The sequence below is a fragment of the Nitrospira sp. genome (assembly GCA_037045225.1).
In the GTDB taxonomy this organism is placed as follows: Bacteria; Nitrospirota; Nitrospiria; order Nitrospirales; family Nitrospiraceae; genus Nitrospira_A.
The window spans coordinates 1-26,018 of record JBAOHZ010000005.1 but is presented as its reverse complement, the minus strand read 5'-3'; the positions used below and the strand labels follow the sequence as shown (position 1 = coordinate 26,018).

Here is a 26,018-nt window from a genome sequence, read left to right as displayed (position 1 = left end):
GCTCATCACACTTTATAAGAGGCGCATGACAATTTATACTGCGTCACGTGCGGCGTCGGACGGATCGTAACGGAGATCCATTCACTTGAAGGGGAGGTCGGGGAGATATGTCGGTGGGAAGGGTGATGAGCCAGGATGTTGTGGAGCAAGAGCAGCCGTGGAGTTTCGCCAGTCGTCAGCATCTTGAAATGTTGGTGTTGGCGCTGGTCGGAGGCTGGGCCTATTTTGCCAATCTCCATCTGTCGTTATTGGAAGGTAGCGAAGGTCTCTATGCCGGTATTGCGGGAGAAATGGGACGCCGCCGGGAATTTTTCGACCTGACCTATCACGATACGCCGTATTTCAATAAGCCGCCGCTGTTCTTTTGGCTGCTCAATCTTTCAACGTCGATTTGGGGCGACCACGAAATTGCCTTACGGTTGCCTGGCTCCCTGGCGGCCGCGGGAACTATCGTCCTGACGTATGTGCTTGGGGTCAGGCTGGTGTCGCCGACGGCGGGATTTTGGGCGGCGCTCGTCGTTGCCACCAGCCATGTCTTTCTGTGGTACGGCCGTCGTGTGCTGTTCGATTCGACCCTCACATTTCTGGTCACGCTCGCCCTCTTTGCCTGGATTCAGGTGCAATTGCTGGGACGAAGCTCGCGATGGTATCTGCTGGCCTTCGTGAGCATGGCCCTCGGGTCAATGTTGAAAGAGATGCATGGGTTTTTCTTGCCATTGCTGGTCATGGCGCTCTATGCCGCCATCCAGCGCGATACGCGGATGTTGAAGGACGGCTATTTCTGGGCCGGTTTGGCGTTGGCCGTCGCGATGATGGCGGGATATGCGCAGATGCTGGGTCCCGGTTATCAGCATCATTTCAAGCTCGGTAGTGCCATCCAGTCTGTGTGGAATACCGGGTGGGGCCGCTCGTCCGGCGCGGCGACAGACGGGCATCCTCTCTATTGGTATCTGGGGATGATGTGGGCCGACTTTTTCCCCTGGTGTGCGGTGCTTCCGTCAGCGCTCCTGTTGCTGTGGGCGCAACGGCCGTTTCGTTCTCACCCCACGGAGTTGCTCTTGCTGGTCTGGGTGTTGGGCCTCTTCACAGCCTTCAGCCTGGCCACGCTCAAACGTGAGCCCTATCTCACGACGGTCGTGCCCGGTATCGGCTTGATGATCGGATACTACTATCACCGGGTCTTCTCCTCAGCCGAGGAGCCCGGCGCGATGGCTCCGCTCCTGAGAGTTTTGCTGGCGGTGTTGGCGGTGACCTTTGCCGCCGGGATGTTCTTCGGCGCCGCGCCGCTTCGCCGCCGCTGGCTGGTGTCTACTGCCGTGGTGTCGCCGACGTTCATTGCGACGATTGTCTCATTGGCTGGGTTGTTGCTCTATGCTGTCGTCAGATCACGCGTCCGCGTGGCGCTCACGGTGGTCGGAGCGCTGGCGGTTGCCTATGTAGTGCTGGTGGTGAACTACGTGTTTCCCGCGATCGATCAGGCCGCGTCGCCCCGGAAGGCCGTGGAGGAAATCAAAGCCCTGGCGCTGGGAACGCAGCCCATCCTGTTCATGTATATCCCCGGATGGCCGAAGAATGAAGATGCGCTGTATTACCTGAAGCGGGACACAGTGGTACCGGATCTGTCGAGTCAGGATGCGGTGCTGGAAGCCGTGCGCAAACATGGGGCTATCCGGGTGGTGACTGAAGAACAACATGCCGCTGCGCTACAGGCGAACGCGGGGCTGGTCGTGGGAAGACTGCAGGAGTTTCGGCAACCTGGTCGCAAGCATTTGTTCCTGCTCTCCGTGCAGGAGCAGACCTCCGCCCGGGTGCTGTGAGCTGAAGGAGCGACTCGCTGGTTGCATGCGAAGTAGATGCGGTGTTTTGTTCTGATCCCTCGCCTCTGGTGCATTCTGCCACAGGGGCGAGGAGTCTCTCTGTAGCAGTCCTCCCCGATTCTGACTCGCCTTGTCAGGTTCTCTTCTTTTCCTCTCCGGTCTTGCTGTAAGCTTTCAGCTGCCGTTGCGCCTGCAAGGAGTAGGGCTCCATCCTTGCACTTCTGATCCGGAAGGCGCCGATCATGAGGAGGCCTCTGTGCGTGGCGATACTGAAAAAGACTGCGTTGAGTCACCCGGTTGAAGGAAGGAGAAGGCATGCATCCAATCCATCCGATGGTCGTCCATTTTCCAATCGCGTTGTTGTTGGCGAGCATTCTGTTTGATGTCTTGGCGTTTCGATGGCGGAGCCAGCAGTTTCGAGACACTAGTTTCTCTCTGCTGGTGCTCGGGATCCTGGCGGCCGGAGTCGCGGTGATCACCGGACATTTTGCCGAAGAGGCGGCTGAACGCATCGGGATTCCGAAAGAGGCCATCGAAATTCACGAGGAGCTCGGGGGCTCGGTATTCTGGGTCTTTCTCGGTCTGCTCGGGTTGCGTGTGGCATCCTCCATGGGTTGGATACGGGAGCAGCCGAAGCTGGCGCTGGTGATCGGCCTGAGCGGCGGGCTGCTCCTGTTGATTGCGAGTTATTTCGGCGGAGATCTGGTCTATCGATTCGGCGCAGGTGTTCTGCCACGATGAAGGCGGGTCCCGAGTTGGGTTCATGCTGTGAGCATTCAGGAGGCCATCCACATGACGACACGTAGGGTAATGTTGTTGATCCTGTGCATGCTGCCGGCTGTTGTCCAGGCCGATGAACCGGCGCCTCGCGCGCCATGGAAGGAGCGGGCCGTTTTACGCGCCGGGCAGGTCGTGCAGGGGGATTATTTTGCCTTCGGTCCGCATGTGGAAATTTCCGGCATCATCAACGGTGACCTGTATGCCGCCGGTGGTGAGGTGCTTGTGGATGGAGTGGTCAACGGAGATGTGATCGTGGCAGGGGCCAAAGTGATCCTGTCCGGCACCGTGGCCCAGGATGCCAGGGTCGTAGGTGCGCAGGTGACCGTGAGTGGAACGATCGGGAGGAATGCCACCCTTGGCGGCGCGGATGTACATGTGAGCGAGACGGCGAAGGTGCGGGAGAACCTCCTCGCCGGCGGCGGTCATGTGCAACTTGCCGGATCTGTCGGTCGAGACGCAAGGGTCGGGGCCTGGACCGCGACGGTCTCGAACCAGATTGAGCGCGATTTGGTTGTGGCGGCGGGGTCGGTACGTCTCACCTCGAAGGCCATGGTCGGAGGCAGGCTGCGGTACTGGGGGGAAGCGGCCCCCTCTATCGATGAAGAGGCGACCGTTCGCGGTGAGATGACGCAACGGCCGTTACCCGAAGGCTGGAGTATCGAACGGGCGCGCAAGGGGATCGTCGGCATCTGGCTCATGGCTGCGTTCACCAGCTTTGTCTCGACGTTGATCCTGGGGTTGGTACTCTTGCGGGTCTATCCGATGTTTGCCCGGCGGGTCACCGCGACGATCCGCGAGCGTCCGGCCCCGTCCCTTGGTTGGGGCACGGTCGCGCTGGTTGCCACGCCCGTGGTCGCGTTGAGTTTCGTCGTCACCTTGTTCGCGCTGCCGATCGGCCTGTTCCTGCTCGCGTTGTACGGTGCGACCGTCTATCTGGCGAGAGTGTATGCGATGACCTATGTGGGGCAAATGCTGATTCGCCGGCAGGACGACTCGTCGTCGCTCGCCTGGCCCTTCGTGGCGGGGCTGGTCCTCTATTCAGGGCTGTCGCTTCTTCCGGTGATCGGCGGATTGGTGACGCTGTCGACAGTACTGTTCGGGCTGGGCGCGTTGTTGATTAGCAAGAAGGAGCTTGTCGGGTCCTTGCGGGAACACAATCAAGTGTAAGGCGTGCTGCGAAGCATCGGATGAACGGCGATCGATCCATAGCGAACCACATCCATCCGGCTGGCGTGACGCTGGTGGAGGGACGGACCCTCCGCTGTCGAGGCGCCTGGACCATGTCCGATGTGGCGCCGGTCGAACGTGCGCTCAAAGGAATGGCCTGGCCCGCTCGAAGCGCGCTGGTCTTTGACGCGAGCGGCATCGAGGCGCTCGATACCGGTGGGGCGGTCGTGTTGTTTCGCGCCCTGATGGAGGCCAAACGCCGGGGGTGCGAAGTCTCGATCGAAGGCCTCCGGTCGGACTATGCGCAGCTGATGAGCCTGGTGTCGTCCAATTGGGAGGCGATCGTCGCCGAGGTCGCTCCGCGACCGAACGGGGGCGAGCGGCTCAAGACGGCGATCAGCACTCATCTTGCGCGGATGATTCAGGGGCTGCAGTTTCTCGGAGAGAGTACGACCGCGCTGGTTCATTTGGTGGCGGCGCCTCGTCGGATGCGTTGGCGCAGTTGCCTGAATAGTCTCCGGCTGGATGGGGTCAATGCGTTGCCGATTACCGGACTGCTGACGTTTCTCATCGGCGTGGTGATTGCGTACCAGGGTGCCGAGCAGCTTCGGAAGTTCGGGACGAACATTTTCATCGTGGACCTGGTGGGCATCTCGCTGCTGCGAGAAATCGCCCCGCTGATTGCGGCGATTCTGATCGCCGGGCGGTCGGGGTCGGCCTATGCGGCGCAGATCGGCACGATGAAAGTGACCGAGGAGCTGGATGCGCTGCAAACATTCGGCCTGTCGCCGATCGAGCTGTTGGTATTGCCACGGGTCCTGGCGCTGGTCGTGGCGCTGCCGCTTCTGACGGCGTATGCCGATGTGTTGGGTGTTTTTGGCGGTATGTTGATTGCGTCGAATCAACTCAACGTGAGTTTCACGGCCTTTCTTTCGCGCTTCGACGAAGCCGTGGCCTTGCGGCATTTGCTGATTGGTCTCGGCAAGGCGCCTTTCTTTGCGGTCATCATCGCGCTGGTCGGATGTTATCAGGGGTTCCAGATCCGCGGCGGGGTGGACGATGTGGGGCGGCACACGACGATCAGCGTGGTGCAAAGCACGTTTCTCGTCATTATCTTCGATGCGATCTGTAGCATCTTGCTCAACTGGTGGAACCTGTAGCTACAGGATGTTGAAAATGGCTCCCAGCTTCGTTCTCGCGTCGCGCAGAGCCTCAGCGTACCACAAGAGTACGCCTCGGCTCTTTGCTTGCTGCGGCCTCGTAGGAAACCATTGTGAACATCCCGTGGAGCTGAAGGTTTGAGGCCGCGTATGCATGAGTTGCCTCCGACGCTCGCAACAGCAGAGCAGGTTGGCGTTTCCGTGATCGAGGTCTGCCATGTCTCGACGCAGTTCGGCCAGGCGATGGTGCATCGAGATGTGAGTCTCACCGTTCTGCGTGGAGAGGTATTCGCCATCGCGGGCGGCAATGGGTGCGGGAAATCGACGCTGTTGCGGGAGATCATCGGGTTATTGACTCCGACGACAGGGACGATTCGCCTCTTGGGCACAGACAGCCGTGAGTTGACCCAGTCGAACGGTCGTGCGCTGTATCGACGGTTCGGCGTGATGTTTCAGCATGGCGCCCTCTTCAGTTCCATGACCCTGGCCGAAAACGTGGCGGTACCGCTTCGCGAGCATACGTCGTTGAGCGCGGACGTCATTCGGGATATCGTGGCGCTCAAGATTGCCCTGGTTGGATTGCCGCCGGACAGCGCGATCAAATTTCCGAGTGAGCTCAGCGGTGGTATGAGGCGACGCGCGGCGCTGGCCCGTGCGATCGTCATGGATCCGGAGCTATTGTTTCTCGATGAACCGACGGCCGGTCTCGATCCGATGATTGCCGCCGGATTCGACGATCTGGTGTTGAATCTAAAACGGTTGTTGGGGTTGACCGTGGTGATGGTGACCCACGATCTGGATTCCTTGTGGCGCATTGCCACTCGCGTCGCGGTGTTGGGAGATGGGCAGGTGATGGGGGTAGGGACCATGGAAGAGTTGGCACGCTCCGAGGAGCCGGTGGTGCGGAGTTATTTCCACGGGCCCCGCGGGCGCGCGGCCAGCCTGACTCATGCCGGGACGGCGTCGCAACGGGACTGAGAGGTATCGCATGGAGCCGAAGGTCAACTATGCCTTGGTCGGCGCGTTCGTCGTACTGTTGGGTCTGACCATCCTCGGTGCGATTTTGTGGCTGGGGAAAACCGACTATCGTGGAATCTATGATCGGTATTACGTCTATACCCGCGAGTCCGTCGCCGGACTCAGTGTGGATTCGACGGTAAAGTATCGTGGCGTGGATGTCGGGCGGGTGAAGGAAGTGATCCTGAATCCTGAGAATGCGGAAGAGGTCCGGGTGACGTTGGACATCGTCGGCGGGACCCCCATTAAGATCGATACCCAGGCCGTGTTGGTGACGCAGGGACTCACGGGATTAGTGACGCTCAATTTGACCGGTGGGGGCCGAGAATCGCCTCCCTTGACGCCGGTCTCCGGGCAGGCCTATCCGGTCATCACGAGCGTGCCCTCGTTACTCGGTCGACTGGATGGGACGCTGGCGAACCTCTTGTCGGAGCAAGGCCTGTCGACTCTCGTGGCCAATCTGAACGGACTGGCCCACAATGCGTCTTCTACGCTGGATGAAGACAATCGCAAGGTTCTGAAGCAGATCCTGAAAGATCTGTCGGCGGTCACAAAGGTGCTGGCGGAACGCAGCGGCCAGATTGACCGCGGAGTTCAGCAGGCAGTGCAGGCGGCCGACCAGTCGGTGCGTGTGACGGAGCAACTCGGCAAGCAGCTTCCGACATTGGTGGATCGTCTGAGCAGAAGTGCAGCCGGATTACAGCAGATGACGGAGGATTTGTCTCGGACCAGCCGCTCGGTGGGAGAGATGGTCGGCGCCAGTCGGCCCGGTATCGAACAGTTTTCTCGGCAGACGCTGGCCGACGCCGGGTCGCTCGTCACGGAGCTCCGGCAACTGACGGCCACGTTGAATCGCGTGGCGCAACAAGTCGAACGACAACCGAATGTCCTGGTTCTTGGCCGATCCTCCCAAACGAAGGGGCCCGGCGAGTGAGGAAGCAATGGGGGTAAACCGGCGCGTTCTGCAATGGGTTGGCGTCCTGCTAGGGGCCTGTGTGCTGACGGCTTGTGTCGTGCCGCGATCAGCCGACAATCCGGTTCATACGTTTGTGCTGGCAGTGGACGAGTCTGTGTTGAGGACGAACCCTCGCGCGAAGCCGCCGGGCATCCATGGCGTCCTGGTCGTGGGGGCGCCGCAGGCGGAGGCGGGATTCGAACAGCCGCGTATGGCCTACCTCCAGCGACCGTATGAAGTGAGCTATTACGCCACGAATGTGTGGGTTGATACCCCGGCTCGCATGGTGGCCCCGGTGCTCCTTCAGTCGCTGGAGCGGACGAACTTCTGGCGTGTGGTGGTACCGATGCCGACTGCGGTCCGGGGGGATTACCGGCTGGATATTTCCGGACTGGTGTTGCAGCAGGAGTTCCTGCAGCGCGCAAGCGGCACCAGGGTACGGTTACGCGCCCAACTGACGGAGACGAAGGAACAGCGGATCCTGGGTGTTAGGAGTCTAGAATCGTTCGAGCCGGCTCCGAGTGAGGATGCCTATGGCGGTGTGCTGGCGGCCAATCGTGCGGTGACCCGGGTGCTTGAATCGTTGAACGACTGGCTCTCATCCTGTCTGCAAGGTGCGGGGAAGGAGTCCTGTTGAGCGTCCACATCGAGGGGCCGCACTCTGTCGATCGACAGGCTACGTCGACAAGGCATGGAGTATGCGCACATCGCTGAAGATCGGGTTCAGCTTCGGGCTCACGTCCGGTGTGATTACGACCCTGGGGTTGATGGTGGGGCTGCATGCAGGCACCCACTCGAAGTCCGTGGTCCTGGGCGGGCTGCTCACCATTGCGGTGGCTGACGCCATGTCCGATGCGTTGGGGATCCACGTCGCCGAAGAATCCAAGAACCATGGGAATACGAATGAGATTTGGGAGTCGACGCTGGCGACCTTCGTGGCGAAGTTCGTGATTGCCGCGACCTTTGCCGTTCCCGTGTTGTTCGTGCCGTTAGATCTGGCTGTGACGGCGAGTCTCATCTGGGGGTTGTCGCTGTTGGCGGTGCTCAGTTATGCGCTGGCGCGCGCGCAACGAGTGCCGCCCTGGAAGGTGATCGGGGAGCATGTGGTGATCGGACTCTGCGTGGTGGCGATCACGCACTATCTCGGTGGATGGGTGCGCACGACATTCGGGTAGCAGTGTAGCGGTAGACGGTTGGAGACGGATTCATGAGGACGATTGATACACAAGGGACGTGAAGATGCAGTGACCGAAAGGCGGGAAAGGGCGACGCTGCGGAGCGATATAGGCCAATCTGGATGGGGACTGCACGCTGAATACGGCGTATCGATTCGTGGAGCCGTCCGCCCATGGCGCGTAATTTCATGAATCAAGACTCCATGCAGTCCGACTACAATCACCTGCTGACGCTCTGGACCTCCGGCGTCCGGGACTATCACACCATGTTGTCGGATTACTTGACCGCTAATTCAATCGTTGTTGCGGTGATCGGGCTCCTCGTGTCGCGAGAATCGCTCGCGCTTCCTTTTACGATTGTCATCGTGTTGTTGAGCATGATCGGGATCCTCATGAGCGCGCAGATGGCGATCGTGCTCGGCCGGTTCTCCGGACAAAATGCCTTGTGGGAGTGGCAATTGCGAGGGATCGAAACGATGCCGGAGTGGCGGGACCGGAAGCCGGTGAGCAGTCTCTATCGATTGCGCGAGCATCGTGAAACGATTGTGGATGAGACGAATGAACCGCGCCTGTTCGAGCCGTCCTGGGCGTTTCGGCAACATCGTCAATGGTGGGCACATCGAGCGATCAGTTTTCCCTGGTTCTTCGGTACGGTGTATGGACTGTTTCTGCTGTGGGGGCTGACGCAGGTGGTGCGGTCGAGCCTGGTGACATTCGGATAGCCGATCGATCACACACCAAGGAATGGAGGGCTTGTGCTCAGCAAGTTGTCCGACCACTCATGCGCTGTTCGAGCATCTCTTCCTAACCGATCCGGCTTGCGCCCGTCATTCAGCCGGCCGCAATCGTGGCCGTACCATCTCCCTTTTCTCCACAAGTGATCCGGTCGGAACATTTCTTCATCTATCCTTCGTCATCTTTTCATATTGCCGGCCTACATTGCCGTTATGATAGGAGGCATACAGGACGATTTGGCCACGGATCGATTGAGCGACGGTGTCTGAGATGAAGGCTGTACAAACCATTGCACCGGTCACGCTGCTGGTGTTGTTGGTCATTACCGCGTTAGGAATCGTCGTCTTCCGGGGCCTATCCCTTCTGGATCATTCCGACTAGGGAGCCGCACTTTCGACCGTCAGGCTGATGTCGATGTGACGCAAGCTGGGCGAGGCATGGGTGCGGAACGCCTGAGGGCCATCGGGTCGTGTTGCCTCGGAAGGAACTCATCATGCAGGGACGACCGGAATCGGGTGGACGGCGCTGGTCCATCGTGCTGGCGGGGGACGAGCGCGTTCGGATGCGGCCGACAATCTGGCGGTGGTTGGGTCGGGCGGCTCCCCAACAATACAGTCGATTCGTGGGCCCTCAATCGCTGTTCCAGCATACGCTCGATCGCACGATGCGATTCACGCATCCGGCGCGCACGCTGGTGGTCGTCAGCCGAGGACACCGTGGGGCCTGGGCGGAGATCGGCGCGCGGGACCCCGGGATGGTCTTGGTGCAGCCACGCGACGTAGACACGGCGCCAGGAATTTTTCTGCCGTTGACCTACATCCGGGCGCGTGATCCTCATGGGAGGGTCGTGATCTCTTCCTCCGATCATTTTGTCTTTCCCGAGGAACGGTTTCTCGGAGAAGTCATCTTTGCCATCCGGGCTGCGGAGAAGGTGCCTACACGTCTGCTGTTGCTCGCGGCACGCCCTACCGGGCCGGAGACGGATTCTGGGTGGATTAAGCCAGGCGGCGATCTGGCCCATTTCATCACTCGTCCGATCCGGGCTGTCGCAAGGTTTGTGGAGAAACCGGAGCCGGCGTTGGCGCAGTTGGCCTATCTCTCCGGCGCCTTGTGGAACACGTCCCTGATGGCGGGGAATGTGGAGACCATCTGGAGTCTTGGCCGGCGGGTACTGCCGGACATGATGGCCCACTTCGAACGGCTTGGTGACGCGATTAATACACCCAAGGAGCCGGAAGTGCTGCGCGCGATTTATGAACGCATGCCGACCCTGAATTTTTCCCGGGATCTCCTGGCGCATGTGCCAGGCGATACGGCGGTAATGGAAATGCGGGGCCTCACGTTCCACGTCGGTCGCCCGGCCTCTGAGTGCTGAGGCAGCGGAGCATCGTTCTACACGTATTTCGAGCATTGGCCGAGGGCGTGCGGAAAAGGATTGGGCTTGAGAATTGCGCACCATCCGGTAAGGGAACATGAACGCATCGTTACGGAGGGGATATTGCCTCACCGCAAGATGACATGCTGAGGCAAATGGCAACAGAGAGGGCGGTGCAGGGGTTTTGTCCGCTTCCCGGGTAAGGAGACTATTCACCGGTTTACCGTATGCACGAGTCTGAGAGCGGATGGCACCGGTCTTGCTGCATTCAGACGGTATCAGCTGTTCACCGCCGGTATTTCCTATCACCAACATCCACTGAGGCCATTGCCTGCTGCGCGACGTGATGGTTCAGTCATCCGTGTAGGAGGGAGTCGCCCAACCGTTGCACAGGAGCTACCATGACTACTCCGCTGGTGACACGGATTCTCTTTGCGACCGACTTTTCGGATGACGCGGGATGGGCGCAGGAGTATGCGAGGTATCTCGCGACGATGTGGAATGCCACGCTGGATGTCATCCATGTGATCGAGGGGCCTCACTGGTCGAGTGCAGAGGCGGAGATGTTCGCTGCGACTGCGCAGGCGAGAGCACAGGCTGCGCGGCAGCTGGACCAGGTACGTGATGACTTGGCGCGAGATGGTGTGGCTGCGAAGGCTCGATTGGTGCTAGGGAATCCGACCGAGCATATTTGTCTCGCCGCCAAGGATACGGGGGTGGAGCTGCTCGTTCTTGGGCTTCAGGGACAAACCAACTTGCTGCACGGGCTCATCGGCAGTACGACGGAATGGCTTGTGAAGGAAGGGCCATGTCCGGTGTTTGCTGTACCGGGGCAGCGTGAAGGAACAGGTGGGACATCATCGGCAAGCGGACGATTGATCCGGCATATCCTCGCCCCACTGGATTTTTCGAGCCCTTCGTTGGATGCTGTCGAATATGCCATTCATCTGGCCAAGGGGCTTGGTGCCGCGTTGACGTTGATGCATGTGTTGGAGCCGGTGGGCTACGACTTGGATTGCGGACTTGGCTTGATTGAAGAGGAAACGCGCAAGCGTGACTATTGGAACAGGCAACTGATGGACCTCAGAGACGTCATCACATCGTTTGGGCTGCCGACGGACCTTGAAATTTCAGGCGGCCTGCCGTCCGATGCGATTCTGGCCTGCGCGTTGCGGCGTCACTCGGATCTCATCGTCATGGGGACGCATGGTCGCCGCGAGGTGTCCGAAGCGCAGTTTGGAAGCGTGGCGCAGGCGGTGTTGCGCCGGGCGACCTGTCCGATTGTGACGGTGAAAACGCACACATTCGCAGAGGGACACCGTCGGGTGTTGCCGTCAGCGATGAGAGAGACCGACAGTAAGGGAGTAGAACTATGAAACAGCGCGATATCTATATTACGGAATTCGATGTGACTCGTCTCAGAGATGTCCTGAAGGCTCGCCTCCGTGTTGGGGCGCGAGACCGGGATCACTTGGATACGTTAGAACATGAGCTCGATCGTGCCCATGTCGTCGATCCATCCGCCATTCCCAAGGATGTGGTGACGATGAACTCACAAGTCCGGATACAAGACGTCGATACAGGTACGGAGACTGTCTATACGTTGGTGTTTCCTTCCGATGCCAGCATCCCGGAGAAGAAGCTCTCCATCCTTGCGCCGATCGGGACGGCCCTGTTGGGGGTGCGGGCGGGCGAGACAGTGGATTGGCCCGTGCCGGCCGGGGTGCGAACTGTGCGTATCAGTGAGATCCTGTACCAACCCGAAGCCGCAGGCGATTACCATCTCTAGGGTAGGTGGTGCCGAAGATATCCGGATCACTCATTCGCTGTTGCGATCACGTTGGGTGACGTCCGGTTTAGGTGTGGCGAGCGAAGCCCTTGATGTTCTGGATGGCCTTGTCCGGTTCGTCCGATCGGTTTATGGTAACGTGAGGCGCGCAAGGCGTCGCCGTCACATGGCCGAGGTGAATGGTTGCTTCAAGGGTGAGACCGGCTTCAGCGTCTTCGCGTGAGGTCTGGTCCCGGGAGTCCTCTCGTGTTCCGCTGGTTTCGCTGAAGGGCACGTCTCATCGTCGGTCACTGACTCACAATCCACAAGCTAATCCGGAGGGAGCGATGGAAGTTCGCAGCAAGGTCTATACGTATCGAACGGCGGTGAAGTGGACAGGACAGAAAAAGGGCACGATCACGTGTGAGGGAAAGCCGGATATCCAGGTCGCGACCCCTCCGGAGTTCAAGGGGCATGACGGCATCTGGTCGCCGGAAGACTTGTATGTGGCGGCGGCCAATATTTGCCTGATGACCACATTTCTGGCCGTCGCCGAACGGGCCGGGTTGGCGTTCACGTCCTATCAGTGCGAGGCGGAGGGGCGTCTGGAACTCGTGGACGGAAAGTTTCAGGTCACGGTGATTACGTTACGCCCACACATCGCGCTGCAGTCAGGGAGCGATGCCGCAAAAGCGAAGGAGCTCATTGAAAAGGCGGAAGCCAACTGCCTGATCTCCAACTCGATGAAAACGCGTGTGAGTTTGGAAGCGACCATCAATTAGGAGCGACGCGCGATGAGCGGATTGTCTGGAACGGGTCCGGGCCACAGCTCGCTCATTCCGACTTCGGTACCCTGCGCCGTGTGACAGCGCCCGAGGAGGAAGGCGGGAAAACAAACCGCGCATTACGGTCGATGCCAGGCACTACATGATCACGCGACCTCTGAGGACATCTGGTGAAATTCCGTCACCACCGGGAACACGAGGGCCGCGAAGTCCCAATAGCGCATGCGAATGGCGTCGGAATGGGTGCCGGCCTGAAAGGTGATTTCCTCGTCCTCCGTCAGTGATTGATCCACATAGACATGAAGCCCATACAGATTTCCGAAGGGAGGCATCGCACCCAACTCGCAATCGGGGAATAGGTTTTTGATCTCATCCTCGGTCGCGAGCCGTACATGCTGGGACATCAAGAGATCGCGGAGTCGGGGGAGATTCACGTTCCAACTGGCCGGCAGGACTGTCATCACGAAACGGGTATCCGCCTTGACCACCACCACTTTGGCGATTTCCTTCATCGGGGTACGAAGTGTCTGTGCGACGAGCGCGGCGCGAAACGCTTCCGGGTGAGGCAACACATCATAGTGAACATGTTCGTGATCGAGATACGCTTTGAGAACCTCTGAGATGGCCATCGACGCACCCCTTTCTTGGCGGACCGCCAGTGGGAAGTTGTATGTCGTGAGTCCCGGATATGGTCGTCGGTTCAAGCGACGCTTATGATTCACCCCTCACCAGGTTACAACCCGTCGCGTAGTGCGTGAGTAGAAGGCGGAAGCATAACACCCTCCTCGGACCGTTTCGGTTCTAATGGCCGACCAGCGCGGCTTTTTACCTCTTGACAGATTCTGTGTCGCTCCCAGCGGACATTCAGATCGCGAGTAGGACGTTACGTCCGCACATCGCGTGATCCTCGAATCCACCATCACCTCGCGCTCCGGCAGGCTGCGGAAATGCTCGGTGTGTGCACAAAAGGTCGCGATCAACTCAGGTGCCGTGTCGGCGTCAGCGTCGCCCGCAGGATGCGCAAAGAGCCGTCTTTCTCGTTCGTCACGCGTTGCAGAACCGGCTGCGGGATGTTCGCGAGAGACGCCTCATGACGCATGCTTCATGGGAGGCACGTCGCTGGCGGCCTGTTCCGACGCCTGCTAGATTGGGGCATCTTGCACCAGCCGGGATCGGGGGGGTGGGGTGATTCTCTCCACGACTTTCGGCTATGCGTTCGCTTTTTTCGTGAATCGGTGGTTCTCACTGCAGGTTCCTCCGTGGCCCCTTGTCGTCCAACTGGCACGAGGATCGCACTCGTATGGCTTGATGTGGAGGCTGCAACAGGTGCACGGCCGTTGTTTGCCAAGGAGAAAATGATGAACGCCAGACTCGCTGGTCCGGTTCTCCTGTCGATGTTCCTCGTGGCGGCGGTCGGCAGTGGTTCGTTTGCCGCCGGGGGGAATGCGGCGAAAGGGAAGGTGCTCTACACCAATCTATGTATCCGCTGCCACGGGGTCGAGGGAAAGGGCGACGCGCATATGAAATTCAGCCCGCCGGTCGCCGATCTCAGTGCTCCTGCGACACAGGAGAAGTTGGATGCCGCCCTCATGAAGGCTATTCACGACGGACGGAAAGACACCGCCATGGGGGCCTGGAAGTTTGTTCTTTCCGACGAAGAGATTCGTGACGTCACGGCCTACGTACGGGTGCTTGGGAGTAGCGCGATCCGCACGCTCCCGTAATCAAATAGAAAGGATGATCTGATGAACTGGCGTGTGATCGGTTTGGGAACGGCGGCGTTGTGGATCGTTACGATGGGTGTGGTGGTGGCGTTATTTGTTCAAGGGCATACGAGGCCTGGGACCGATGGGCGTACGGAAATTGTCCTGGCGCAGGCGGAGCGGGATCTGATCCTGGCAGAGATGCGACAATTACTCAAGACGGTGCATGGCGTGGTGACGGTGTTAGGGAGTCCAGATCAAAACCTCAAGGCCGCTGAATCCACAGCCCGCTCGGCTGGCATGGCAATGGCGGCCGATGTGAACCCCGCTGTGATGTTGAAACTGCCGCTGACATTTAAGCAAATGGGCATGTCGATTCACAAGGATATGGATCGGCTGGCGGATGGCATCGCGCAGGGTGAGACCTCCCTTCAAATCCTCAATCGTCTGTCCAGTATGACGGCGCGATGCACCGCTTGTCACGACATGTATCGGTTTGCGATAGTCAGGTAGCGGTCCGCGATCAGTCTGCAGGTGTCGGCAGGAGGGGGGCATCGGAGAATCGAGAGCAACCAGTTGAGAATAAATTGAATCCATTTCCGATGCGATGACTTATACCCACTAGGCGAGCGATGAGCGGATTGAGAAAAAAATGAGAAAAAGATGAATCCTTTCCCCATGTGGTGACTCATACCCATCGAGTGAACGATGAGCCGACACTTTTTGAATCAGGACGCTCATGGCTGGAAGCTGGTAGCGTCGTCTCAGGGAGGGGGGGCAGATTATGTCATGCAATGTAGGCGGGATTGAACGACCGGTCCGGATTGTGCTCGGAGTGTTGTTGATCGGCATCGGCGCCTTTGCAGGCCTTCCGCCGGTCGGTACGGGAATTGCGCTGACGATGGGAACGATTGCGCTGGTCACAGGCGCATTGGGCTTCTGTCCGGTATGGACGCTGTTGGGGATCAATACCTGTTCGATGGAGAGGTCGGGAAAGAAATCCTAATCCGGTACGAGCGATATTGCGAGAGGACGTTTGGGCTGCGGAGTGGACAGGGCAGCGTATGGAAGTGGGGCCGGTGACAATTCCGTCACTGGAGTATCGGAGGGGGAGCGAACGATGACGACGATAGCAAGACCAGGTGTTCCTGTGGGTGGTTTTAAGGCGGTTGGGCAGATCGTAGGGACCAACACGATGCGGGTTCGTCGAAACCAAAATGCGCTGGGGGTTGCTGTGGATCTGTTGACGACCCACACGCCAGGTGCGCCTGTGGTCGACGATGCCGGTCAGTATGTCGGGTTTATCAGTGAGTTCGATTTATTGAAAGCGCTCCAGTCGGGCAAGGACTTAAATCAGCTGACGGTGGAAGCGGTCATGGTCACGAATCGAATCACGGTCACGGCCGAGACATCGATCGATGACGCCGTGCAGCTCATGGAAGACAAGCGGTTGCTCAATCTTCCCGTCGAGAAGGATGGGATTATTCAATATACCTTGACGCGCCATGATTTGCTTCGGGCCTGGGTCGGGTTAGGGCTGGATATCGAGAACCCGGCGTCCTAAGAGCCCGATTGCACAGTTTGGATTTCGGAGGAGGGGAGGGGAGCCGCAGGGCCGCTCCCCTCCTTTCGCTCCGGGCGCAAGCGAGACGATGGAGTGCGAACGTGAGTGATCCGGACGAATTGCAAGAGGGTGAAGGGGCGGGGTTTTCCACACCGGTCGGGTCGCGGCGGACATTTTTTCACTGGGTGACGGTGGCCGCCGCCGCGGTGGTTGGCGTGGGATTGGCTATTCCGCTGCTCGGTTCACTGATTTCACCGGCGTTCACGCGACGCCGACGGGCGTGGGTGGATGTCGGTCCTGTCGATGCCTTGCCTGTCGGGCGTCCCGCACAATTGGACCATGTCACGACCGTTCGCGACGGCTGGCTGGAAGCCACGTCGCACAAAGCGGTGTGGGCGGTGAAGCAACCGCAAGGTGATGTGACGGTGTTTTCGCCGATCTGCACACATTTGGGATGCGGGTATCGCTGGGACGAGACGGAAAAAAAGTTTCTGTGCCCTTGCCACGGCAGTTCGTTTGACGTGAACGGTCACGTGCTGGGCGGTCCCGCCCCGCGTCCGTTGGATAGGCTGCCCGCAAAGGTGGAGGGTGGCCGGCTCCTCGTGATGTATCAAGACTTCAAATCCGGCCTTCCACAGAGTGTGGAGTTGTAGCCCACCCCCACGAGGACTATGTCGTCACGGCTGTATGATTGGCTCGACCGTCGTTTGAACCTGAAACCGGTTCAGCGCACCTTGCTCGATGAGCCGATTCCCGGTGGCGCCAGCTGGATTTACGTGTTCGGCTCCGTGACGTTGTTTCTGTTCGTCCTCCAAGCCGCCACCGGCATGTTCCTCGCGCTGTATTACGCGCCGACGCCCGACCACGCCTACGACAGCATCAGATTCATTGAAACCGAGATCACGTTTGGCTGGTTTGTGCGAGGACTTCACCATTGGGGCGCGTCGACGATGGTAGTGGCGATCGGGCTCCACATGCTTCAGACGTTTCTCTACGGCGCCTATAAAACGCCACGCGAAGTGATGTGGATGGTCGGGGTGGTGCTGTTCCTCGTCGTCATGACCTTTGCGTTTACCGGCTACTTATTGCCGTGGGATCAAACCGCCTATTGGGCGACGCAGATCGGCATCAATATGGCGGGTACCGTTCCGCTCATCGGCGATTTTGTGTCGCGTGTCCTGCGCGGGGGTGAAATCCTGGGCGCGTTGACGCTCTCACGGTTCTTCGCGATTCACGTGTTATTCCTTCCGGCGATTCTGATCGGCGGGATCGCCCTGCATCTGTTCGTGCTGCGGCGAGTCGGGCCGGCCGGACCGTGGACAGACGATCGGGCGTCGCTCGGCAGTGAGACCTTCGCGCCGCGCCAGGTCTACATGGATGCAGTTGTGATTGCTGCGGTGTTTCTTATCGTCGCCGCGCTGGCGTTCAGCATTCCCTTGCCTCTGACGGATAAAGCCAATCCGTCCGATACGAGCTTCGTGCCGGTACCAGAATGGTACTTCCTCTTCTATTATGAACTCCTGAAATACGTGCATGGACCGCTGGAGCCGCTTGCGACCTGGGTCCTGCCTCTCTGCGTAATCCTGATCATGTTGTGTTGGCCGTTCATCGATCGCAATTCCGTGCGCAATCCCATTCGGCGACCGGTTGCTCTGGGTAGCGGACTGTTATTTCTGCTGGTCGTGTTCGGTCTCCTGGGTATCTCGATGAAGAACCTCTATGCCGTGCCGAGGACCGATCCCGCCGTCGTACAAGGTCGAGCGATCTATGCTCAGTTGGGTTGTGTCGGCTGTCATCGCATTCATGGAGAAGGGGGTGCCGTCGCTCCGGACCTGTCCACGATCGGGGACACGAGACCGGACCGAGCCTGGCATCTGAAGCATTTTCGCGATCCGCAGTCCGTGTCGCCGGGATCGTTCATGCCGAAGTTCCCGCTCACGGATCAACAGCTCAATGACCTGACCAGTTACATGTTGAGTTTGAAGCGCGCCACGTAAGGCGTGAGTCGATGCGTCTGTTCCTGGACATCCGAATAGGGAGAAGCATTATGCAAACAATAGTGAAGGTGAGCCTCACGATGCTGATCGTGCTGGGGGGGATTCCAATCAGCCTGGCCGCATCCGAAAAGGGGAATCCTCAGGCAGGTCAGAAGTTATATCTCGAGAGTTGTCAGAACTGCCACGGACCGACGGGCAAGGGCGACAGCGACATGGCGGCGTATCTGACTCCCCCGCCCGCCAATCTCACTGCCAAGGCGGCTCAAGCGAAGACCGATGTACAACTGCGCAAGATTATCCTGGAGGGGCGGCCCGGTACGGCCATGGTCGGGTATGCGGGTGCGTTCGAAGAGGCTCAGCTGGCCGACTTGATCGCGTATATCCGCTCCCTTCAATCGTGAGGCTCGATGAGGGGAATTCTGTCGAGGATCGGCATCCACCGGTGGCTTGAAGGGGCGACCCGCGAGCCTCGAATCCGATCCTCAAGAAGGAGTTCTCCCTGTTTCGAACGAGGGGCGGAGGGGAAGTCGGCAGATTTCATCCTGTATAGGTCTCCGGGCCGGAGAGGCCGTCTCGAAGGAGGGCTATCATGTCGATCAAGAAGGGGCTCGCCGGAGTGGGGGTTGCGCTGGCTTTGTTCGGAATGTGGGGGACCGTGTCGGCCGAGGCGCCATCGGCGGGCAGCGTCCCGCTGGAAGCTGTGGTGGACTATCTCCATTCGGTGCTGGAGGCAGACCGGACGTTTTATACCGTCCACGTCGTAGAGCGGATGCAGCGGAGAGGTGTGATCGAAGCGTCGGAGAAATGGCGTGAAATCAGTGCCCTTCCGCTTCCGGTCCAATTCTTTCAAGAAGCATCGAGCCTGGCCACGTTGACGGGAAGTTCCGTACGATATCGATTGATCAGTCTGAATCCGATCAGCAAACAAAACGGGCCTCGCAGCGACTTCGAGCGCAAGGCGCTGGAGGCGGTCATGGCACATCCCGACCAGCCGTATAAGGGCCCGGTCACGGAGGGAGGTGCGCGATACTTCCAGGCCGTGTATGCGGATTTGGCGGTCTCGTCTGTCTGCGTGAGTTGTCACAACGCCGATGCCCGTAGCCCGAAGCGGGATTATAAACTTCGGGATGTGCTCGGCGCGGTGCTGATCTCGATTCCGATGCCGGAGTGACCGTCGGGCGTCATCGTAAGGATCTGTGTGTCGTGGCGGATTGGCGACCTCCGCGGCGGCGGACCATGTCGAGTGAACATTGCGACGGATTGATTGTTCGCCACCGGTTCAAGGAGACATCCATGGCGAAGTCTGGACAACCGAACAAGCCGAACAACCCTCCTGCCCCAGCCGAGACGCACGAGACGCTGTCGATCAATCGCCGGAGTCTTCTTGCCGGTACCGTCGGGATGGTCGGCGCGATGATGATGCGGACGGCTGCGCAATCCGCCGAGGTGGTCGTTCCGGCTGTGCCGGATGATGCCACTCGAGTGCCCGGGGCCGCTCCCACGGCCTATGGGCAACGCTCACCGTTTGAGCAGGCTGTCCGCGTCCCGCGTTCGTGGTGGGCGTCTTTGACGCCCCTGCAAGCGTCGCACGGCATGCTCACCCCATCAGCCTTGCATTTCGAACGGCATCACAACGGGGTACCGGTCATTCATCCGACGGCCCACCGGCTTATGATTCATGGGTTGGTAGAACGGCCATGGGTCTTCACGCTCGACGAATTACAGCGATTCCCTTCCGTCTCACGGCTGGCATTTATCGAATGTTCGGGCAATTCCGCGATCGAATGGCGGGCACCGACCGGACAGACGGTGCAACAAACCCATGGCCTGACGAGTACCAGTGAATGGACGGGCGTGGCCTTGAAGACCGTGCTCGGAGCACTTGGGGTCAACCCCGACGCGTCCTGGGTCTTGGCTGAAGGCGGCGATGCGGCGGCCATGACTCGTAGTCTTCCACTGGCGCCGCTCCTGGAGGAAGCGCTGCTTTGTTATGCGCAAAATGGAGAACCGCTCCGCCCTGAACAGGGCTATCCCTTACGTTTGCTTGTGCCCGGCTGGGAAGGGAATACCTGCATCAAATGGCTCAGACGGCTCAAGCTTGGCACCGCGCCCTTCATGACTCGCGAAGAAACGTCGCAATATACGGATCTGATGCCGGATGGCACGGCGCGACAATTCACGATGGTCATGGAGGCGAAATCGGTGATCACGTCACCGTCCGGCGGGCAGCGAATACACCCCGGATCGATCGAGATCAGCGGGTTGGCCTGGAGCGGTCGAGGCCGTGTCGCGCAGGTGGAGGTGAGTACCGATGGGGGCCGCTCCTGGCAGGAGGCGGTTCTGCAAGACCCGATCCTTCCGAAATGCCATACCCGATTCCGTTTACCATGGAGATGGAACGGCCACGAGGCGATTGTGCAGAGTCGCTGTCGTGATGAAACCGGCTATCGGCAACCCAGCCGGATGGAATTAATTGCGGTGCGCGGAGTGAACTCTGTCTACCACTACAATGCGATTCAGAGTTGGCAGATTGCGGCGGACGGGCAGGTGACCAATGTCCATGCGTAACGTCTTGATCGCGGGGGTGCTGACCATTCTGAGTGCGCAAGGGATCTGGAACAGTGACGCGGCGGATCGCAGCGAATCGACCCATGCCCCTGAGTGGGGTCGGGCCGCTACGGACCGGGACATTCAGCCGTGGAACATCGATATTGCGCCGACGGGGGAGGGGTTACCGAGTGGTCGTGGCACCGCCAAGCAGGGGGCGGCGATCTTTGCCGCTCAGTGTGCCTCCTGTCATGGGCCGACCGGTCAGGAAGGCCCGATGGACCGCCTGGTCGGAGGCATCGGCACGTTGCGCGACCCGAAGCCGGTGAAAACCATCGGCAGTTATTGGCCCTATGCCACGACGTTGTACGACTATGTGCATCGCGCCATGCCCTTGTCCGCGCCGCAAAGCCTCTTGCCGGACGAGGTGTACTCGGTGGTGGCCTGGCTGCTGTATCAGAATGGAATTATTGCCGAAGAGTTTGTGGTGGATGCGCGGGCCCTCCCGGAAATCCGTATGCCGAACCGCAATGGTTTTGTTCAGGACCCCCGGCCCGATGTCCGGCAGAACTAAACCCTTGTGCGCCGTCTGCGCCTTTGTCGACGGCAAGCGCGGAGCGGGACGTGATTCGGTACATTCGGACCGGGGCGCCTGAGAGCGATGTCATCCGCGCGCGACGCCGGTCTCGGGTCCCCTGGCTGCTCGTCGTCCAAGGCTGATGGCGCCTCAGAAGCATACGTTTAATATTCTGAATCCTTTCCACTCAATCTGGCCCTAATCCTACAGTTCTAGGAGGATCTGTCTGCAGCGTTCGCTGTAGCACGATGCCGCAGAGAGCCGAGTGGACTGTAGCCTTTCTCGCCAAGTGTAGAGGCCTACACGCTTCTGTCATGCAGTCCAAAAGCCAATTCTTTTCGACGATTTGATGTCGGTGTGGTATGTAGTTTGCGTGACCATCTGAGTATGAGAGTCATATTGTTGAGTGCCATGGTGATCGTCGGAGTCATCGCAGGTTGCGTCGAATCGAAGGACACCCGAAGCGGCGCACAGTCTGCGGTGAATCACGCTGGGCCTGACGGGTTGGAGGCCCTCTTCAGCCACCCCTCGCCCGATTCCATCCCCGGCGGGCAGCGCGGGGAGCAGATCCGGCTGGGGTATGAGCTCGTCGTCCGTACGCAGGAATTCGCCGCCCCCTACGTAGGGAATCGACTTACCTGCGCCAATTGTCATTTGGACGCGGGGCTCGATCCCAATTCGTCCTCCTATGTCGGTCTCGCGCGGGCCTATCCGGAATATCGTGCCCGGACCGGTCGCGTGGTGACGTTGGCCGACCGTATCAATGAATGTTTTGAGCGCAACCTGAACGGCAAGCCGATCCCGCAAGAGAGTCACAAGCTCCAAGCGATCGTGGCCTATATCGAGTGGTTATCGAAGGATGTCCCGCCCGGCAGCCGGATGGCCTGGCGCGGTATCTCGAGGATTCAATCCCCCAAGCCGCCGGATGGGGTCAACGGGGGCAAAGTCTTCACTGCCCGTTGCGCGTTTTGTCACGGGGCTGATGGGCAGGGCACGATGGCGGCGCCGCCTTTGTGGGGACCACAGTCCTATACGGTCGGGGCGGAAATGGCGCGAGTGCCGGTGGCCGCCTCCTTCATCAAATCAAACATGCCGCGGACCAGGGGGTGGGCCCTGTCTGATCAGGATGCCTATGATGTGGCGGCGTATGTGAACTCCCAACCGCGTCCGGACTTTCAGGAGAAGGGCCATGATTCGCCGAAGGGGGAAAAACCGGCGGATGTGCCCTATTAGACGCGCGAAACGCGCCTGGAATGCGTATCTCGTGACGCATCCGTATTGGCAAAGAATACCGAGAGGTGGCGTGTGCGATACGAGCGGAGGAGGACGAGATGAAACTGAGCGTGGCGTACCAGGGGGGCACGCGCTATGACATCCTCAGCGACCGGCACAGGATTGTGACGGATCAGCCGGTTGAGGATGGGGGAGGCGATGCCGGGATGAGTCCCGTGGAATTGTTTGTCGGCTCCGTCGCCAGTTGCGTCGGGTATTTTGTCGGCCAGTTCTGTGCGCGGCACGATATTTCACGCGAAGGGCTGAAGGTGGAGGCCGAATGGGCGATGGCGGAATCGCCGCATCGAGTCGGGCAGATCATGCTGGCTATTCGCCTGCCCCATCGAGTGACACCGGAGCTGAGAGACCGGCTGCTGAAGGTGGCGCACGGCTGCACCGTGCATCAATCCCTCGCCCTGCCGATCAATATCGCCATTGACCTGAACCCACACAGTCATGTGGAGACGTCGACGTAAGGGTTACCTATGAAGCTTTCCCGTCGCGCGTTGTTACGCACATTATTGCAAGGGGCTGGGGCTGCGTTGGTTCTGGGTGGTAAGGGCCAGGCGGTTGAAGTCGGGTCGGGCGAGGCGTCCGGTCCCCTCACGGTGCGGGTCACGCGGCCCTTCGATGCGGAAACGCCTGTCCGGGAATTTGCCTCCTGGTTGACACCGAACGAACGGTTTTTTGTGCGCAGTCATTTCGGCCCTCCTTCCGCCGAGTCGATACAGCCCGACGCCTGGCGACTGACGGTCAAAGGACTGGTCAAAGAAGAGCTGACGCTCAGCCTGAAAGACCTCCAGCAATTTGAAGCCGCCACCCTGACGGCCGTGCTCCAATGCAGCGGGAACGGGCGTGCACACCATCGTCCCAAAGTGCCGGGAGTCCAGTGGGAACGCGGCGCGGTCGGCAACGCACAATGGACCGGGGTACGTCTGCGTGATGTGTTGCAGCGAGCCGGAGTGAAACTTCAAGGACTGCACGTGCAGTTGCAAGGGGCGGATCGACCGGTGCTGGCCACGGTGCCGCTGTTTACACGAAGTATTCCCCTGGCCAAGGCGCTTCATCCCGACACGCTCTTGGCGTATGAAATGAATGGGCGGCCGCTGCCGTTGCTGCATGGTGCGCCGTTGCGAGTGATCACTCCCGGTTGGATGGCGGAATCCTGCATGAAGTGGCTGACCGAGATTACGGTTCGAGCGGATGAAACGCCTGGTTATTACATGCAGCAAGCCTATCGCATTCCGGAAACGGCCGTTCGGCTGTCATCCGGGCTGCCGGGAAGTGCGATGGTGCCCGTGGAACGAATGCTCGTGAAATCGCTCATCGCCGCACCGGCGGAGGGCGAGACGGTGAGGCCCGGTCCGGTGACGATCCGGGGAGTCGCATGGGCCGGTGAGGCGGCGGTGGCCAACGTCGAGGTGTCCTGCGACGACGGCCGTACCTGGGAGACGGCACGCCTGCTGGGAGAGGAGCAGCCCTACGCCTGGCGGCAATGGCAATTCGTGTGGCAGGCTCGCGCCCTGGGGCCTACCGCCATTCTCTGCCGCGCCAGGGATGCGCAAGGAGAGGAGCAACCGGTGACGAGTCCGTGGAATCCGGGCGGATTTCTCTGGAATGGGTGGGATCGCTTGACCGTCACGGTGGCGGCATGAGACTGGTACCAACGTCCTCCGGCTTTGCGTTCTCTGCACTCATTGTGCTGCTGGTTATGCTTGGCGCGTTTGCCGTCGCACCTGCCCAGGAAGAGGAGCGCGCTACCGTCGACCCTGCCCTGGCACGCCAAGCGGCCACGTTGATCCTCGCCCGCTGCGCGGTGTGCCATACCACCGACCTGATCGCTCAGCAACGGTTGCCGCAGGATCGCTGGACGGTCACGGTGGAGAAGATGGTGCATTGGGGCGCCGACCTTTCCCCGGACGATGCGGCATTGCTGGTGCGATATCTCGCTGGGCGAAATCACCCCGGCGCGCCGGACCAGTTGCCGTCCTTTGAGCACGAGTTGGCGACCATGGAACCGTCTCGTGCGCAAAGTGCCACGACTGATGGTCCATTGACCGGTGTGGCGGCGAGAGGGGCGAGGCTGTTTGCACATAATTGCCAAGCCTGCCATGGCGAAGGCGCGGTCGGCGGTGCGGGACCGAAACTGGCGCGTAATACGATCTTGAAGAACGAAGGAGCATTTTGGGAAACGGTACTCCATGGTCGTGGTCCTATGCCGGCCTGGGGCGCAGTGTTGAATCACCAGGAGATCGCGGATATTCATGCTTGGCTTGTCACACGATAAGCCGGCGAATCCACAGTCGCATACGAAAGGAGTGCCTCATGGGTGGAAGACGGACGGTGCTGATCGGATGTGCCTTGGTGTTTGTGGTGGGGTTGTTGTCGTTCCCCAGACTTTTGTTGGGCAGTGATCAGACTCGTGTCAAAGAGCTGATTCAGAATAACTGCGCCGGATGTCACCGCCTCGAAGGGAAAGAGGATTCGCGCTTCAAGTTAAAGGCCCCTGATCTGATCTGGGCCGGGAGCAAGTATCAGCGCACGTGGCTGCTTCGATACCTGACAGGGAAAGAGGCTCCGCTGTACCCCAAAGGGTATCGATGGGATTTGTCTGAGGGGCCGACGCGACACCCGGTGGTCAGCGAGGAAGAAGCGCAGGGTCTCGCCGAGTATTTTGAGCAGCACAACAAGGATCCTCGGGTGAAGGTCGGCGCCTTTGATCTCTCGAAGGTCAGTAAGTTCGATGCCACGTTCGGCGGTATGGCTTATAAGGCCCACGCGTGTCTTGGCTGTCACCTGATCGAGGAGAATGGTAAACTCATCGGCGGACCGCAGAGCGCCTCGCTGGTGGCAGCCGGTCAGCGGTATGACAAGGACTGGCTCTTCCGGTTCGGGCAGAATCCGCAGGACTTTACTCCTCACAGCGGAGAATTTCTGGCCGATGCGACGGAACCGCAGCTTCGGGCCGTCATCGGGTTCCTCATGGTGCAGGGAGTGAAGGACTTCAAATATTACGAGCCTTGGACGGCTCCGGAGTTCGGGATGGCGAGTGCGGATCGGGGGAAGGTGTTGTACAAGGAGTATTGTTCGCAATGTCACGGTGCGACTGGAAAGGGCGATGGGCCCGCTGCATCCGGTCTGGAGCCGAAGCCGGCGATCCATGCGAACATCCCCTTCGACAAGGTGCCGACCGATTACCTCTACAATGTGATCAATCATGGCGGTGCGGCGATGGGAAAATCGCCGAATATGTCCTACTGGAATCTGACTTTCGGGCAACAGGGCGTGGCGGACGTGATGGCCTATTTACGAGCCACCTTCAAGGGCGGAGCAGAGGTGGCGCAGGCGGCGGGAAGCGGCGAAGGCCCGACCGGCGTGTGCCCGCAGCCGAGGAAAACGGCGAAGGCGCCGGCTGATTTCCTCTCCAAAACCAATCCGTTGCCACATTCGGACGCGGCTATCCAGGCAGGGAAAACGCTGTTTCTTCAGACGGCCCAGCCGGTGGCCTGTGCGATGTGTCATGGAGAGAAGGGCAATGGGCAGGGCTTCATGGGGGCGGCATTGATTCCTCCGCCGCGAAACTTTACGTGCGGCTCGATGATGAAAGATCTTCCGGACGGGCAA

General features: G+C 59.7%; 29 protein-coding genes. 28 read left to right on the top strand and 1 reads right to left on the bottom strand.

The window, feature by feature from the left end:
• The first annotated feature begins 125 nt into the window (after positions 1–125).
• The 13 genes from V9G17_00550 to V9G17_00490 all read left to right on the top strand — a co-directional run bounded on the left by V9G17_00550 (position 126) and on the right by V9G17_00490 (position 12,731).
• Positions 126–1,817: a glycosyltransferase family 39 protein gene (locus tag V9G17_00550; protein ID MEI2751063.1), complete on the top strand. Its 1,692-nt coding sequence runs from the start codon at positions 126–128 to the stop codon at positions 1,815–1,817.
• A gap of 315 nt (positions 1,818–2,132) precedes the next feature.
• On the top strand, positions 2,133–2,558 hold the full coding sequence (locus V9G17_00545) for a DUF2231 domain-containing protein (GenBank protein ID MEI2751062.1): 426 nt from the start codon (positions 2,133–2,135) through the stop codon (positions 2,556–2,558).
• A 51-nt stretch (positions 2,559–2,609) separates the two neighbouring features.
• Positions 2,610–3,764, top strand: coding sequence for a hypothetical protein (locus V9G17_00540; protein MEI2751061.1), 1,155 nt, complete (start codon positions 2,610–2,612; stop codon positions 3,762–3,764).
• A gap of 20 nt (positions 3,765–3,784) precedes the next feature.
• Entirely contained in the window at positions 3,785–4,924 is a 1,140-nt protein-coding gene (locus V9G17_00535) for an MlaE family lipid ABC transporter permease subunit (GenBank protein ID MEI2751060.1), read from the top strand.
• Positions 4,925–5,074: 150 nt separating this feature from the next.
• Positions 5,075–5,902, top strand: a complete 828-nt coding sequence (locus V9G17_00530) for an ATP-binding cassette domain-containing protein (GenBank protein MEI2751059.1) — start codon at positions 5,075–5,077, stop codon at positions 5,900–5,902.
• A gap of 10 nt (positions 5,903–5,912) precedes the next feature.
• On the top strand, positions 5,913–6,875 hold the full coding sequence (locus tag V9G17_00525) for an MlaD family protein (protein MEI2751058.1): 963 nt from the start codon (positions 5,913–5,915) through the stop codon (positions 6,873–6,875).
• 7 nt (positions 6,876–6,882) lie between these two features.
• Positions 6,883–7,533 carry an ABC-type transport auxiliary lipoprotein family protein gene (locus tag V9G17_00520; protein ID MEI2751057.1) on the top strand — a complete coding sequence of 217 codons (651 nt, stop codon included), beginning with the start codon at positions 6,883–6,885 and terminating at the stop codon, positions 7,531–7,533.
• A 61-nt stretch (positions 7,534–7,594) separates the two neighbouring features.
• Positions 7,595–8,071 (top strand): hypothetical protein, encoded by a 477-nt coding sequence (locus V9G17_00515; protein ID MEI2751056.1) that lies wholly within the window; start codon positions 7,595–7,597, stop codon positions 8,069–8,071.
• 173 nt (positions 8,072–8,244) lie between these two features.
• On the top strand, positions 8,245–8,793 hold the full coding sequence (locus tag V9G17_00510) for a hypothetical protein (GenBank protein ID MEI2751055.1): 549 nt from the start codon (positions 8,245–8,247) through the stop codon (positions 8,791–8,793).
• Between the two features lie 506 nt (positions 8,794–9,299).
• Complete coding sequence (locus V9G17_00505) at positions 9,300–10,181, top strand: sugar phosphate nucleotidyltransferase (protein MEI2751054.1); 882 nt, start codon at positions 9,300–9,302, stop codon at positions 10,179–10,181.
• Positions 10,182–10,582: 401 nt separating this feature from the next.
• A complete protein-coding gene (locus tag V9G17_00500) occupies positions 10,583–11,557 on the top strand; it encodes a universal stress protein (GenBank protein ID MEI2751053.1) in 975 nt (324 codons plus the stop codon).
• Positions 11,554–11,970: a nucleoside diphosphate kinase regulator gene (rnk, locus tag V9G17_00495; protein MEI2751052.1), complete on the top strand. Its 417-nt coding sequence runs from the start codon at positions 11,554–11,556 to the stop codon at positions 11,968–11,970. The genes V9G17_00500 and rnk overlap by 4 nt, the downstream gene beginning before the upstream one ends.
• Positions 11,971–12,296: 326 nt before the next feature.
• Complete coding sequence (locus tag V9G17_00490) at positions 12,297–12,731, top strand: OsmC family protein (GenBank protein ID MEI2751051.1); 435 nt, start codon at positions 12,297–12,299, stop codon at positions 12,729–12,731.
• Between the two features lie 149 nt (positions 12,732–12,880).
• Here V9G17_00490 and V9G17_00485 read toward each other — a convergent pair whose 3' ends face one another.
• Positions 12,881–13,363, bottom strand: a complete 483-nt coding sequence (locus V9G17_00485) for a YbaK/EbsC family protein (GenBank protein MEI2751050.1) — start codon at positions 13,361–13,363, stop codon at positions 12,881–12,883.
• A gap of 726 nt (positions 13,364–14,089) precedes the next feature.
• On the opposite strand from V9G17_00485, the gene V9G17_00480 reads away from it, so the two are divergent.
• From V9G17_00480 to V9G17_00410, 15 genes are all read left to right on the top strand, one after another.
• The gene (locus V9G17_00480) at positions 14,090–14,458 is read left to right on the top strand and encodes a cytochrome c (GenBank protein ID MEI2751049.1); all 369 of its coding nucleotides are present in this window, start codon (positions 14,090–14,092) and stop codon (positions 14,456–14,458) included.
• A gap of 21 nt (positions 14,459–14,479) precedes the next feature.
• The gene (locus tag V9G17_00475; protein ID MEI2751048.1) at positions 14,480–14,950 is read left to right on the top strand and encodes a hypothetical protein; all 471 of its coding nucleotides are present in this window, start codon (positions 14,480–14,482) and stop codon (positions 14,948–14,950) included.
• 271 nt (positions 14,951–15,221) lie between these two features.
• Positions 15,222–15,443 carry a DUF2892 domain-containing protein gene (locus V9G17_00470; GenBank protein MEI2751047.1) on the top strand — a complete coding sequence of 74 codons (222 nt, stop codon included), beginning with the start codon at positions 15,222–15,224 and terminating at the stop codon, positions 15,441–15,443.
• A 114-nt stretch (positions 15,444–15,557) separates the two neighbouring features.
• Positions 15,558–16,001, top strand: coding sequence for a CBS domain-containing protein (locus tag V9G17_00465; GenBank protein MEI2751046.1), 444 nt, complete (start codon positions 15,558–15,560; stop codon positions 15,999–16,001).
• A 101-nt stretch (positions 16,002–16,102) separates the two neighbouring features.
• Positions 16,103–16,654, top strand: a complete 552-nt coding sequence (locus V9G17_00460; GenBank protein MEI2751045.1) for a ubiquinol-cytochrome c reductase iron-sulfur subunit — start codon at positions 16,103–16,105, stop codon at positions 16,652–16,654.
• Positions 16,655–16,672: 18 nt separating this feature from the next.
• Complete coding sequence (locus V9G17_00455) at positions 16,673–17,998, top strand: cytochrome b N-terminal domain-containing protein (protein ID MEI2751044.1); 1,326 nt, start codon at positions 16,673–16,675, stop codon at positions 17,996–17,998.
• Positions 17,999–18,048: 50 nt separating this feature from the next.
• Positions 18,049–18,399, top strand: a complete 351-nt coding sequence (locus V9G17_00450; GenBank protein ID MEI2751043.1) for a cytochrome c — start codon at positions 18,049–18,051, stop codon at positions 18,397–18,399.
• A gap of 188 nt (positions 18,400–18,587) precedes the next feature.
• Positions 18,588–19,169: a DUF3365 domain-containing protein gene (locus tag V9G17_00445; protein ID MEI2751042.1), complete on the top strand. Its 582-nt coding sequence runs from the start codon at positions 18,588–18,590 to the stop codon at positions 19,167–19,169.
• Between the two features lie 122 nt (positions 19,170–19,291).
• Positions 19,292–20,566: a sulfite dehydrogenase gene (gene soxC, locus V9G17_00440; GenBank protein MEI2751041.1), complete on the top strand. Its 1,275-nt coding sequence runs from the start codon at positions 19,292–19,294 to the stop codon at positions 20,564–20,566.
• Positions 20,559–21,119 carry a c-type cytochrome gene (locus V9G17_00435; GenBank protein ID MEI2751040.1) on the top strand — a complete coding sequence of 187 codons (561 nt, stop codon included), beginning with the start codon at positions 20,559–20,561 and terminating at the stop codon, positions 21,117–21,119. Before soxC ends, V9G17_00435 begins: the two co-directional genes overlap by 8 nt.
• Before the next feature lie 390 nt (positions 21,120–21,509).
• The gene (locus V9G17_00430; GenBank protein ID MEI2751039.1) at positions 21,510–22,355 is read left to right on the top strand and encodes a c-type cytochrome; all 846 of its coding nucleotides are present in this window, start codon (positions 21,510–21,512) and stop codon (positions 22,353–22,355) included.
• Between the two features lie 98 nt (positions 22,356–22,453).
• A complete protein-coding gene (locus V9G17_00425) occupies positions 22,454–22,870 on the top strand; it encodes an OsmC family protein (GenBank protein ID MEI2751038.1) in 417 nt (138 codons plus the stop codon).
• A gap of 9 nt (positions 22,871–22,879) precedes the next feature.
• Positions 22,880–24,049, top strand: a complete 1,170-nt coding sequence (locus tag V9G17_00420; protein MEI2751037.1) for a sulfite oxidase — start codon at positions 22,880–22,882, stop codon at positions 24,047–24,049.
• Positions 24,046–24,681 (top strand): c-type cytochrome, encoded by a 636-nt coding sequence (locus V9G17_00415; protein MEI2751036.1) that lies wholly within the window; start codon positions 24,046–24,048, stop codon positions 24,679–24,681. The genes V9G17_00420 and V9G17_00415 overlap by 4 nt, the downstream gene beginning before the upstream one ends.
• A 38-nt stretch (positions 24,682–24,719) precedes the next feature.
• Positions 24,720–26,018, top strand: a 1,299-nt coding sequence (locus tag V9G17_00410; protein MEI2751035.1) for a c-type cytochrome, incomplete at its 3' end; no start/stop codon positions are given.